The sequence below is a fragment of the Alistipes sp. AM16-43 genome, from assembly GCF_003435745.1.
Lineage (GTDB): Bacteria > Bacteroidota > Bacteroidia > Bacteroidales > Rikenellaceae > Alistipes > Alistipes onderdonkii.
Map to the genome: position 1 here is coordinate 327,655 of NZ_QTUQ01000002.1, position 13,642 is coordinate 341,296.

The 13,642-nt window shown below is 60.7% G+C and carries 7 protein-coding genes; 5 read left to right on the forward strand and 2 right to left on the reverse strand.

Features of this window, described 5'->3' with window-relative positions:
* Positions 1–78: 78 nt before the first annotated feature.
* A complete protein-coding gene (locus tag DW189_RS04570; RefSeq protein WP_018694832.1) occupies positions 79–528 on the reverse strand; it encodes a nucleoside deaminase in 450 nt (149 codons plus the stop codon).
* A 189-nt stretch (positions 529–717) separates the two neighbouring features.
* Here DW189_RS04570 and aspS point away from each other — a divergent pair, with 189 nt between their 5' ends.
* From aspS to DW189_RS04585, 3 genes are all read left to right on the forward strand, one after another.
* Positions 718–2,472, forward strand: coding sequence for an aspartate--tRNA ligase (gene aspS / locus DW189_RS04575; RefSeq protein ID WP_117507026.1), 1,755 nt, complete (start codon positions 718–720; stop codon positions 2,470–2,472).
* Positions 2,473–2,602: 130 nt separating this feature from the next.
* Complete coding sequence (locus tag DW189_RS04580) at positions 2,603–3,877, forward strand: replication-associated recombination protein A (protein WP_022332896.1); 1,275 nt, start codon at positions 2,603–2,605, stop codon at positions 3,875–3,877.
* A 75-nt stretch (positions 3,878–3,952) separates the two neighbouring features.
* On the forward strand, positions 3,953–4,447 hold the full coding sequence (locus tag DW189_RS04585) for a metallophosphoesterase family protein (protein ID WP_117507027.1): 495 nt from the start codon (positions 3,953–3,955) through the stop codon (positions 4,445–4,447).
* A gap of 126 nt (positions 4,448–4,573) precedes the next feature.
* Here DW189_RS04585 and DW189_RS04590 read toward each other — a convergent pair whose 3' ends face one another.
* Positions 4,574–8,182 (reverse strand): glycosyl hydrolase, encoded by a 3,609-nt coding sequence (locus DW189_RS04590; protein ID WP_117507028.1) that lies wholly within the window; start codon positions 8,180–8,182, stop codon positions 4,574–4,576.
* A gap of 692 nt (positions 8,183–8,874) precedes the next feature.
* On the opposite strand from DW189_RS04590, the gene DW189_RS04595 reads away from it, so the two are divergent.
* Together DW189_RS04595 and DW189_RS04600 are read left to right on the forward strand one after the other, a co-directional pair.
* A complete protein-coding gene (locus tag DW189_RS04595; protein ID WP_117507029.1) occupies positions 8,875–11,328 on the forward strand; it encodes an ATP-dependent Clp protease ATP-binding subunit in 2,454 nt (817 codons plus the stop codon).
* A 250-nt stretch (positions 11,329–11,578) separates the two neighbouring features.
* Positions 11,579–13,534, forward strand: a complete 1,956-nt coding sequence (locus tag DW189_RS04600; RefSeq protein WP_232045486.1) for a sensor histidine kinase — start codon at positions 11,579–11,581, stop codon at positions 13,532–13,534.
* Positions 13,535–13,642: the final 108 nt, after the last annotated feature.

Consider the following 13,642-nt stretch of genomic DNA (forward strand, 5'->3'; position numbering starts at 1 on the left):
GTTCATGTATCCCGGGTTGCGGATACGTTGGATGCAAAAGTATGTTTTTTTTCCTTTTTTTCAAAATCTAAATGCGGCCTAATCGCGTAACCCGGCGAAAAAAGAGGTCATCAATGCCTCGCATTCCCCGCCGAGGATGCCGCGCACGACCGTCGTTTTCGGATGGAAGACCGCCTCGGAATAACGTCTGTAACCTTTCTTGGGATCGTCGGCACCCCACACCACACGCCCTACCTGTGCCCAGCCGATGGCTCCGGCGCACATAATGCACGGCTCGACGGTGACATATAACGTACACCCTTGCAGGTATTTGCCGCCGAGGGTCGACGCCGCGGCCGTGAGGGCCTGCATCTCGGCATGGGCCGTAGGATCGGAGAGCGTTTCGACAAGGTTGTGGCCACGGCCCACCACCGCACCGTCGGCTACAACTACCGCACCGATCGGCACCTCTTGTTCATTTAACGCTTTGCGGGCCTCGTTTAGTGCGAGGCGCATGAATTTTTCGTCGGTTTTCCGCTGTTCTTCCATTTCGGGTATTTTCCGCAAAAATAGACAAACTTTTACAAACGGCCTCGTCGGGCGGCGGATTCTCCCGCGCAGTAGCCGCCGCGGCACGCCCCGCGCCAAATAAAAATCCCGGCCCGCGTTCCGTATTTCGCTTCTTTTATTTAACTTTGCGGGTTGCAAGGACAAAACAAACAAAAAATACAAACCCCTATGTACAGAACCCATACGTGCGGCTGCCTGAGAGCCGAAAACGTAAACCAGACCGTCACCCTCGCCGGATGGGTGCAGAAAGTGAGGAACCTCGGCGCCATGACCTTCATCGACCTGCGCGACCGCTACGGCATTACTCAGGTCGTCATCGAGGAGCACTCGCCCGCCGAAGCCCGCCAAACGGCATGCTGCGTGGGCCGCGAATGGGTCATCCAGGTGGTCGGCAAGGTCATCGAGCGGCAATCGAAAAATCCCAGGATGGCAACCGGCGACATCGAGGTCGCCGCCCAGAAGGTGACCATACTCCACGAAGCCGAAGTTCCCCCGTTCACGATCGAAGAGGTTTCGGACGGCGGCGACGACCTGCGCATGAAATACCGCTACCTCGACCTGCGCCGCCCGCCGTTGCAGCGCAACATGATCCTGCGGCACAAGATGGCGCAGGAAATCCGCCGCTTCCTCGACGCGGAAGGCTTCCTCGAGATCGAAACCCCCTATCTGGTCAACTCGACGCCCGAAGGCGCCCGCGACTTCGTCGTCCCCAGCCGCATGAACCCCAACCAGTTCTATGCCCTGCCCCAGTCGCCGCAGACCCTCAAACAGCTGCTGATGGTCGCCGGCTACGACAAGTATTTCCAGATCGTGCGCTGCTTCCGCGACGAAGACCTGCGCGCCGACCGCCAGCCCGAGTTCACACAGATCGACTGCGAGATGTCGTTCGTCGAGCAGGAAGACGTGCTGGAGATTTTCGAGCGCTGGGCCAAGCACATGTTCAGGGAGGTAATGGGCATCGAACTGGCTGAGCCGCTGCGCCGTATGCCGTGGATCGAGGCGATGGAGAAATACGGTTCGGACAAACCCGACCTGCGCTTCGGCATGGAGTTCGCCGACCTCACCGACCTTGCGAAAGGCCACGGCTTCCAGGTCTTCGACGACGCAGAATACGTCACGGGATTCGCCGCCACGGGCTGCGCCGCCTACACGCGCAAGCAGATCGACGCCCTCACGGAGTTCGTCAAGCGCCAGCAGATCGGCGCCAAGGGGCTGATCTGGATCCGCGTCGAACAGGAGGGCGTAAAATCGTCGGTCGACAAGTTCTACACGCCCGACGAGATCCGGGAGATGGCCGGCCGCTGCGGCGCCAAGGCCGGGGACATGGTCTTCATCCTCTGCGGCAAGAAGTTCAAAACGCTGACACAGCTCTGCGCCCTGCGTCTGGAAGTGGCCCAGCAGTTGGGACTGCGCGACCCGAAGAAGTTCGCGCCGCTCTGGATCGTAGACTTCCCGCTCTTCGAGTGGGATGACGAAACGCAGCGCTATTACGCCATGCACCACCCGTTCACCTCGCCCAAGCCGGAGGACGTACAGTATATCGACAGCGACCCCGGCCGCGTACGTGCCAACGCCTACGACTTCGTGTGCAACGGCACCGAAATCGGCGGCGGTTCGATCCGTATCCACGACTCGAAGCTGCAGGCCAAGATGTTCGAAGTGCTGGGCTTCACGGCCGAACAGGCACAGCTGCGCTTCGGGTTCCTGATGGACGCCTTCAAATACGGCGCACCGCCCCACGGGGGCCTTGCGTTCGGCTTCGACCGCCTGTGCTCGCTCTTCGGCGGCTCGGACTCGATCCGCGATTACATCGCCTTCCCGAAGAACAATGCGGGCCGCGACATGATGCTCGACGCCCCGGGCTGCATCGACCAGGCGCAGCTCGACGAGCTCTGCCTCTCACTGGTAAAGCCGGAAGAGTAACGCCCGGCCGGGTTCCGTGCGATACAGGGTGCCGCCTGACGGCGGCACCTTTTTTTGCCTGCATCCACGGCACCGCATTTGCCTGTTCCGGGAAAAATACCTATTTTTGGATCATAAAACAACACGGATCATGTCAGCTCCCTTAGCCGAAAGACTGCGCCCCCGCACGATAGACGAATATATCGGGCAGGAGCACCTCGTGGGTAAGAACGGCGTGTTCCGCAAGTTCTTCGAAACGGGCAACGTGCCGTCGTTCATACTCTGGGGCCCGCCGGGCGTGGGTAAAACCACGCTGGCGAAGATCGTCGCCACGCAGCTCGACCGTCCGTTCTTCACGCTCTCGGCCGTCACGTCGGGCGTCAAGGACGTGCGCGAAGTGATCGAGTCGGCCCGCAAACAGCGCTTTTTCGACGCCAAGCCGCCCTTCCTGTTCATCGACGAAATCCACCGTTTCAACAAAAGCCAGCAGGATTCGCTGCTGGGAGCCGTCGAGCAGGGCGTCGTGACACTCATAGGCGCCACGACCGAAAACCCTTCGTTCGAGGTGATCTCGCCGCTCCTGAGCCGTTGCCAGGTCTACATCCTCAAATCGCTGGAGGACAAAGACCTGCAAACGCTGCTCGACCGGGCGCTGACGACCGACACGGAACTGAAAGCACGCCAGATCGAAGTGAAGCAGACGGGTGCGTTGTTCAAATTCTCGGGCGGCGACGCCCGCAAGCTGCTCAATATCCTCGACATACTGGCCGGGGCGACGGAGGGCAAACTGACGATCACCGACCAGTACGTCACCGACTGCCTGCAACAGAACATCGCCCTCTACGACAAGAACGGCGAGCAGCACTACGACGTCATCTCGGCCTTCATCAAATCGGTGCGGGGCAGCGACCCCAATGCCGCGATCTACTATCTGGCGCGCATGCTGGCCGGGGGCGAGGAGCCACGCTTCCTCGCACGGCGGCTGGTGATCCTCGCCTCGGAGGACATCGGGCTGGCGAACCCCAACGCACTGCTGCTGGCCAACGCCTGTTTCGACACGGTACACAAGATCGGCATGCCCGAAGCGCGGATCACGCTGGCAGAAACGACGATCTACCTGGCCACCAGCCCCAAGAGCAACTCGGCCTACATGGCCATCAACAAGGCGATGTCGCTGGTCGAGCACGACACCACGAACCGCCCCGTGCCGCTGCACCTGCGCAACGCCCCGACCAAACTGATGGACAAGGCAGGCTACGGCAAAGGGTATAAATATGCACACGACTACGCGGGCAATTTCGCCGAGCAGGAGTTCCTGCCCGAAAGCCTCGCAGGGACGAAATTCTACGAACCCAACACCGGGAATGCCACCGAGGCGAAGATCGCCCAGCGCATGCAGGAGTTGTGGAAGGACAAGTATAAATAATACATCGAAGATTTCCGGCGGCACGCGCGGCATACGCACGATTCCCGGCCCGGCAATCCGCATCAAGACTATAAAATGAAACGCATCGGCATCATATCCGACACCCACGGGACATTCGACGACACGCTGCGCGAATTCCTCAAGGACGTGGACGAAATCTGGCATGCGGGCGACATCGGCTCGCTCGAACTGGCCGACACGATCGCGGCGTTCAAACCCCTGCGCGCCGTCTCGGGCAACATCGACGGAGGGCTCACACGCCGCGTCTACCCCGGCTTCCTCGCGTTCGAATGCGAGGGCGTGCGGGTGCTGATGACCCATATCGGCGGCTACCCGCGCCATTACGACCCGCGCGCAGCGGCAAAGATACAGGCGCTGCATCCCAAACTCTTCATCGCCGGGCATTCGCATATCCTCAAGGTGGTCTACGATCCGGTTTACGACCTGCTGCATGTCAACCCGGGCGCAGCCGGCGAATACGGTTTCCACAAAGTCCGCACGGCCGTGCGGCTGGTGATCGACGGCGCCGACATGCGCGACATGGAGGTCGGGGAGTGGCCGCGGAAATAATCCGCCCCGAAGACGTACCGAAGACGCCCGCCCGAAAATACGCCGGAGAATCCACGCCGGGGCTTCATCCGATTAAGGCGGGCGCCGCAAAATTGCGGCGCCTGCCTTAACACTCCCGGCCGCAGATTATTCGGCGATCTCGATCCGCACCGGGCCGAGTATTCCGGCCTTCGTATCGCCGCGGTAGACCGTCGGCGAAGAGAGGAAGATATTGGCCGTCGTATTGCAAACCCGGATTTCGATCCGGTTGGTACCTTCCTGCAACAGTCCGGTCACATCGAAACGCCAGGGCGACGTCAGCCTCAAACCGGCCTCACGACCGTTGACCAGCACCCGTGCCGTCGAGACGACCTCGCCCAGGTCGAGTGTCACACGACCCGCGGGTTTCTTCGTCAGCGTAAAGTCCCGGCCGTACCACGCCGCACCGGAATAAGTACGCAAGGCATCGTTACGGCACCAGTCGCCGACCGTATAGCGTCCCGCCCCGCAAACCAGCTTCACAGGGCCGTCTATCGCCGCACCGCCGGCATACCCGCGCTCTTCGGTAAGCGTCAGCGACACCTCCGCCGGAAGTTCGGCACGCCGGGGCAACACGGCACTGTAGGTTACGGCGCCGTCGCTGCGGCGTGCGACCTCGGCGACCCGGCATTTCCGGCCGTCGGCACGCACTTCGGGTTTCCGGCCGAAAGCCGTGAATTCCAGCGCCTCCAGCCCGGGCGCCGCCGTAAAGGTGAACCGCGCCCGCGTATCCGCCGTCTTCCGGCTGTCGAACGGCAGCAGCGCCCGGTCGCCGCGGAACTTCATCCGCAACGGGGCCTCGGCCAGCGTCTCGGGCGCGATGTCCGCCGCACCGTCGCGCAGGGCGAACCGCGCCGTGCCGAACGAATCGTAATGCAGCACGATCTCGTTGATGCCCTGCTTCAGGGCGACCTGCGGCGCAGGCTCCCGCCGTTCCCCGCCGACATAGAACCCCACGGGCTGCATCCCGCCCCATTCGGCGTCGTACAACCCGTCGCGCGGGGCATCCACGCAGGTGTAAAGGTAATAATCCTTCATTCCGGATGCCTCGGCCTTGCGAACCATGCCGTTGAAAGCCCGTTCGGTCGCACCCAGGCGGATGAAATCGTCGTACATCTCCGCCTTCAGGCCGTGCCAGCCCTGATGCCCGAAGTCGCCCTCGACGCCCCAGCGCCATGAGAACGCATAGGGCTGCCAGTCGTACCGCACGCCGGCTGCCTCCACGCCCGACGCCGTGCCGGGCAGGTTGTCCAGCACCGTCCGTTCATCCACCGAGGCGGGTACCGCTCCCAGAAGCATGAACCGCTCTCCGAAGGTGAACCGTCCGCGGCCTTTCCGAGCCTCGCCGCCGAGCCGTTCGTATTCGGCATCATAAATACAGGCACTGATCTTTTCGTCCGTCCCCGGCCACTGGTAATCGCCGAAATGGTTGTCCAGCAAGGGTTCCAGCCGGAAATCCCACTCCCCGCCGAGGTCGATCCGCTGCGTGCTCCCCGCGCCGGCGGATTCCGCCCCGACCTCCGCATCGCGGGAAGGGTCGAAGAGGATCAGCTGCATGTCCGTACGCTCCAGCGGCATCACCACCTCGGTTCCGGCATCCGTGACGGCGGCAACCCGCAGCGGGCGTTTCCCGCCCGTCCACGGATCCCACAGCTCCGCGGCTCCCCATGCACGGAAACGGCACGTTGCGCCCCGCCCGACGTTATAGACCGCAAAGAGGTCGCGGCCGCCGATGCGGCGGTGCATGACGTAAGGGGTCGGATCGCCCGTCTTTTGCTTGGCAGGATGCGCCCCGGCATCCGTTGCCGGGCGGAGCAGCGTGAAATCGCGCTGCGTATTGCGGCCGATGAGTGCGGTCGCATCCGCCGGATCGCCGATACGGAAAACCCGGTCGCGCCCGCCCCCGAAGAGATCCGCCACCAGTTCCGTCAACGCCCGGCCGCCGCGCCCCTCCTTTTCAGAGGCCTCCGGCAGCGGGCCGATATTGATGACCATGCCGCCGTCGCGAACGAAGTCGCGCAGTTTTTCGAGCGACGAGTGGCGGATCGCCCGCATGGCGGGAACCACGACCACGCCGAACGACTCCCCGGCCACATGCAACCGGCCGTCGCGCACCTCGGCGCGGCCGAGCGATTCGTAATCCATGTAGTCGAAGTCGATGCCGTCGCGGTAAATCGCCTCCCCAGCGGCAAAGGCGGCTTCGACAGCCTCGTTGCCGTACCCGGCCACCACCGGCTCGACGGGATAGAGGATCGCCACGTCGGCGACGTGGTATCCCTGCGACAGGATATAACTCAGGCGCTCGGTACACTCCAGCAACCCGTCCATCTCGTCCCAGTAAGGCTCGTGGAAATGGTTGCAGGGCGCCGCCCACTCCCACCAGCCCCCCATGGTCGTATAGTAAAGCCCGTGCAGGCTCAGCAGATTCTGCCCCATGGCGAAATTGGCGAAGATCGCATCGGTCAGCTGCGCCGAGTTGGTCGACCACTCGCTGCTGTGGAAACCTTCGAGCCAGACGCGCTGGCGTTCGTAGAGGTGCGAGATCGACGAGGCGACCTTGTTTTTAATAATGTCCTTCTGCAACATCGGCTGGTCGCAACCCGGAGCCTGGTTCCAACGCTGGGTACGGAAATAGTCGCCGAACTCGCCCACGTCGCGGCCACGGCCGCCGTGGTCGCATCCGAAGAGCAGCCCGCGCCGCTGGTGCCACTCATAGACGGGGATGAAGAAGTTTTCCTCGCTCAGCGCCACGCGCACGTCGTTATAGTCCATGCGTACCTTGACCGAACTGTCACCCAGGTCGACGAACAGCGCGTCGATCTGCGGCAGGATGTCGTATCCCTTGCGGCGCATGAACTCGTCGCGGAAAATATCGTTCCAGATATTGCCCTGCAGGTTGAAGTTCAGCTCATCGGAGAAAAAGAAATTGAGCCCCGTTTCCGATTCCCCGGGGAAACGGTCTGCAAAACGTTGGAAAAAGTGCCGCACGTAACTGTGCCCCGCACGAGGGTGCATCGGATCGAGCGAAGGCAGGCGCCGCTCGGCCTTCACTTCGGCCACGAGGGCCCGCGGCCAGGGGTTCTGCCACTCGACCCCGTCTGGCCCCATTTCCGGCAACAGGTCGACCGGCGCCCCGTCGATCCGGCCCCGGGCATCGAGCGGGTAAGCGTTCAGCGAAAGCGGCCGCTGCGCATAAGCCCGCGAGAAACGCTCCCCGCGGCCGAGTTCCAGGCTGTCGAAATGCAGTTCCGAACCGTTGAGCGTCGGGTCTTCGGCCAGCATCTCGTCCACATAGGAGCCCTGCCCCACGCCCAGCGTATAGTCGCTCAGGCTGACGGTCATACCGCGTTTGCCGGCCTCGGTCATGAACCACCCGAAAAGCTCCCACCACGCCGGAGTGAAGAGGTCGGGCTTCGAACGAAATGTCCTGCCGTAGGTGATGCCGCCCGTATCGGTGTGGCAATAGTTGATCTGCAGGCTGCTGATCCGTTTCCGTGCCAGCATGTCGAGCTGCCAGGCGAGATGTTCGCGCGTGAGCGTGTCGCCGATCCACCAATAGAAGGGCACCTCGCCGTAACCTGCCGGCGGGGTTCGGAACCCCCTTTCGAGGTCTATATTCCCCGAACGGTCAGGATAGCCCGGTGGCAGCGGGCGCGGCGGTTGTGCAAAGGTCATGGCGGCGGCGAGCGCCAGGAGAGGGATTAGGATCCGTTTCATATTCTTTTCGGGTTGAAGTCGGTTGTCAACAGCCCCGGACGGGCCTTTTCCACAAAAATACAAAATTAACAACACAAATAAACAAGACCGGCACAATAAAAACACACACACTCCGTTTTATACTTGTAATAATAATTGTTTTTCAGAGAGATAATACACTGGAAAAATCTACATCCGGTTTCGGCAGGGTATCGGTACGGCTTTCAGCCATCGTATCAAAAATAAAACATTCCGAATCATAATTGTATAACGGCAACTGACGCCCGGCACCGGCCGGCAACAGGCAACTAATCCCGGCGCAGTCGGTATATCCCGCACAAGAAGCCGTCCGGTACAGAGCCGCCCGGCACCGCAGGCAGCCCCGGTAACCAAAGCCGGCGAACCCCGCCCCCGCAAGAGCTCTTTCCGGCACCGGCCACAGGGAACCTATCCTGCCTCCGTATACCCTTTCCATAGTACCGGAACTACCCTTCCGGGGGAGCATCTTCTCCCTGCGAAAAAGTCCGGAAACCCGTTCAGAACACATCGAAGCCCGTTTCCAGCATCGCACACCGAGAATTTCAGCCGCACAATCCACTCAGGGACAATGCAATAAATACCGCTCAATAAGTTAACATAATATTTAACAATAACATGCCGTTAGATAGGCGAAGAATCAAAAGTTAGACTATTAAATTTCATGACGACGCAACATGCAAGTAAAAATTTCGAAGACGCTCGAGGGCATCATTGCCCGCGCGGCGTTTAATACGACCAAAGCAGGAATCGACCACTCGCTGAAGGATTTTCTCATGCTGGAGATGCTCCGCGAAGAAGGGTCGCTTGCCTACCAGCTTTTATCCTCCCGTCTGAAGGACTGGGAGCTCTACCAGGTACGCCTGCGCATCGAACGCGAGGTACTCGGGGCAGGGCGGCGCGAAAACACGGGCGCCGAAGAGTTTTACCGCGCCTTTACCGACGAACTGTGCGCCGTATCGGGCGCCGTGCGGAGCGTCTCTACGGCCCACGCACTGCGGGCCATCGTCGGCGACCGCTCGACCGCGACATCGCGCGTACTCGAAATGTACGGCATCACGGGTGAAGTCGTATCCGAGGACATCAAGAAATTCGCCGCCGGCGACGATTTCCGCACGGAGATACAGGTACACATGCTCGATTTCAGCGAGGAAAACAAACCCGAAGAGAAAAACACATCGCACGTGCTCGACAAGTTCGGCGTAAACCTCACGCAGATGGCCCGCGAGGGTAAAATCGACCCCGTCGTGGGGCGCGAGCAGGAGATCGAACGCGTAGTCCAGATACTCTCGCGCCGCAAGAAGAACAACCCGATCCTCATCGGCGAGGCGGGCGTGGGCAAGAGCGCCATCATCGAAGGGCTGGCTCTGCGCATCGCAGGCGGCGAGGTGCCCTACACCATCGCCGACAAGACGCTCTTCTCGCTCGACGTATCGTCGCTCGTGGCGGGCACGAAGTTCCGCGGCGAATTCGAGGAGCGCATGCAGCAACTGCTCGACGAACTGCGCAAAGCCAAGGACACGATCATATTCATCGACGAGATACACACCATCGTGGGTGCCGGTTCGACACAGGGCAGCCTCGACACGGCCAACATCCTCAAACCGGCACTCGCACGGGGCGAACTGCAGACCATCGGCGCCACGACGCTCGACGAATACCGCGAGAACATCGAAAGCGACTCGGCGCTCGAGCGCCGGTTCCAGAAGGTCGTCGTCGAGCCCACGACGCCCGAGCAGACGCTCCAGATCCTGCGCAACATCGCCCCCCACTACGAGCAGCACCACAAGGTACGCTATACGGAAGAGGCGCTGCAAGCCTGCGTGGAACTCACCGGGCGCTACATCACCGACCGCTTCTTCCCGGACAAGGCGATCGATGTGCTGGACGAGGCGGGCTCGCGCATACACCTGCAATCGGCGCGCGAACCGGCCGAACTCCGCCAGATGGAAAGCGCACTCGACCAAGTGCGGCGCGAACGCCGCGAGGCGGTCAAAGAGCTGGTCTACGAAAAGGCCGCCTCGGCACGCCTGCGCGAAATCGCACTCCGTTCGAAACTGGGCGAAAGCCGCAACGAATGGCAGCGGTCGCTCGAAACCAACCCCGTGGAGATCACGGCCGAGCATATCCAGCAGGTCATCACCTCGATGACGGGCATCCCCGCCGAGCGCATTTCGGGCGGAGAGATGACCCGCCTGCAAACCCTCTGCCAGCACCTTTCGCAGCGGGTCGTAGGGCAGCAGGAGGCCGTCGAGAAGATCTCGCGCACGATCCGCCGCTCGCGGGCCGGGCTCAAGGACGAGAACCGTCCGATCGGGGTATTCCTCTTCGTCGGCCCCACGGGGGTAGGCAAGACGCTGCTGGCCAAGGAGGTCTCGAAATGGCTCTTCGACGAACAGCGCGGACTGATCCGCATCGACATGAGCGAATACAGCGAGAAGCACAACGTCGCCCGGCTGATCGGCTCGCCACCGGGTTATGTCGGCTACGGCGAGGGCGGCCAGCTCACCGAGACGGTACGCCGCCAGCCCTATGCCGTGATCCTGTTCGACGAGATCGAGAAAGCGCACCCCGAGGTCTTCAACACGATGTTGCAGATCTTCGACGAGGGACACCTCACCGACGGCTCGGGCCGCAAGGTGGACTTCCGCAACACGATCATCATCATGACCTCGAACGTCGGGTCGCGCGACGTGGTCAAGAAATCGGTGCAGGTAGGTTACAGCACCGTATCGAAGAGTGCCACAGCCTCCGCGACGCCCCGGTGCGAATACCGCAAGGCACTCGAGCAGACCTTCGCCCCGGAGTTCCTGAACCGGATCGACGACATCGTATTGTTCCGCACGCTGGAACTGAGCGATGTGGAGCGGATCATCGAACTGGAATTGCAAGGGCTCTTCGAACGCACGCGCCGCCTGGGCTACAAGGTGAAGATCACCGACGGAGCCAAGCGTCGCCTGGCGGCCATGGGCTACGAATCGCGCTATGGAGTCCGCTCGCTCAAACGTACGCTGATGGACAACGTCGAGGAACCGCTTTCGACGCTGATCATCGACGGCAAACTCCACGAAGGCGACACGGTCGTCGTCGAGTCGGACAAATCGCACGGCGTAAAGCTGCGGGTGGCATGACTCCCGGACGGTTCAGACCCGTCCCGTTAAAAGAGACCGGCTTGCAACCGGTCTCTGTTTTTATGTTTGCTATTTTTTAAATGATAATTCCCCGAAAGATTTTTTTTCATAAATTTGTCCGAATTTAATATTGTTTCACGACACCGACATGCGTCAGATTCTCCTGAAAGCCCTTGCGTCAGGGCTAATTATGTCCTTGTTTCCGTACGCTGCAATATCGGCGCCCCCCAAGCCGGCACATGCCGACAGTTTGCTTACGCTCTTACCGAAAACACCCGATGCCGCCGGCCGGGAACGTATATACGTCCAACTTGCCGACCTGAGCGGCGACAGCCTCGAACTGGCCGCACCCTATTGGGAAGCGGCACTCGCCGAAGCGCACAAGGCCGGGGATACCTACGGATGCAAAGATGCGCTGGACTTTCTGGTTCGCAAATTCGCCGACCGCGACGCCCGGCGGGCCGAGAAATACATCGCCCTCGCAGACAGCATTCTCCCGGGTTCCCGTTACGCCCTGTTCCGTTCATCGCTTTACGCCTACTACCTCTGGAAACAGATGAACGACAACAATTCGATCGAAACGGTAACGCGTGCGGTGGAAGAACTCAAAGGCAAAAACTACGATCGGCTCTCGCCCGAGGAGCGCATCGAATGGGAATTCCTGACAGGCCTGGCCATCGACTTTTCGTCGGTCACGACCGAAGCCTACGACAACATCGCCAAGGCGATCCCCTATGTGGAGCGAGCGCTGGAAAACCTCAGGAAATACCCGCTCGAAGAGCGTCTCCACCTGGAAAAGATTTGCCACGACGAACTTTCCGATCTCTATATGCTCTGCAAGGACAAGCGCGCCGAAGAGCAGATCGGGCAATGTATCGACCTGCACCGCAAATGGCTGGCGATGGACGACCGCTTCGAACGGCCCCACCGCGACACGACGGGCTACATGATGCGCGCCTATGCCAAAATGGTATACCTGCGCGACCTGATCTCCCGAGATAAGCTGAACGAGTATTACCAAAAATGCATCGGGCTGGCCCGCGCCAGAGGCGACATGGCGGAAATATACAGCACGAGCGCCCGGTATTATCAGTGTACGGGGGATTACGAACGGGCCGTGGCTTACATCGACTCGACCATAACCGTCTACAAAAGCAAAGGCATAAAAGCGGACTTAGCCCCTATCTATGCCACCCAATCCTATCTGTACGAAGAAATGGGCGATTATAAAAACGCCCTCAAAGCGGTGCGAACAACCAATAACATCCGCTTCAACGAGCGGGTAGAAGAGGCGCAGAGCAGTCTTGCCGAAATGCAGACCTTGTTCGAGGTGGGCAGGCTGGAATTCGAAAAGTCCCGGCTGACCGGCCGCATACGATTCATCGCCCTGCTTGCGGGCGGCATTCTGGTGCTGCTGCTCATCGGCTGGAGCGTCTACCAGTACGTCATGGTTCGGCAGCTGAAGCAGATAAGGCGGCAACTGACCGATGCCAACGAAGAGATAACCCGCCAAAGCCGCCGCGCCATGGAGAGCGAAAAGATGAAAACGGCCTTCATCAACTCGATGTGTCACGAAATCCGCACGCCGCTCAACGCCATCAACGGGTTCTCGGATCTACTGCTCGAAGGCGACCACGACCACAATACGCGGCGCGAATTCCGCGAACAGATATGGGCGAGCACGACCGCGCTGACCACCCTGCTGGAAAACATGCTCGAATTGTCGAGCCTGGTCAGCTCCGAAGAGCCCTTGCCGCTCGCCGAAACCGATCTCGGCCTGCTGTGTGCCGAGCGGCTGCAAATCCAGCGTGAACTTTCCCAAAACCCGTCGGTAGAATACATCCTCAAGGGGGGGGGTCGCGGCACCTGCGTCATCCCGACCAATGAAACCTATATGACGCGCGTGATCGACAACCTGTTGCAGAACGCCGCCAAATTCACCGCTGCGGGTTCCGTCACGGTCTGCTGCGACAAGGACGACAGCACCCGCAAACTCCGCATCCGCGTAACCGACACCGGCATAGGCATCGCCCCGGACAAGCAGGAATGGGTATTCGACCGTTTCACCAAGGTAGATTCGTTCAAACCCGGGTCGGGCATCGGCCTGTACCTCTGCCGCCTGATCGTCACCCGGCTCGGGGGCGCAATCCGCGTATGCCCCGACTACCGCGCGGGCTGCTGCATCGAAATCACGCTCCCGTACTGACCTCCGGCATGGAATCCGCCCAGAAACGGGCGGATTTTTCATCCCGGGACAGCCCGAGGATTGCAATCCGGACATAAATGGCTATCTTTGCACCCTAATCCGGAAAAC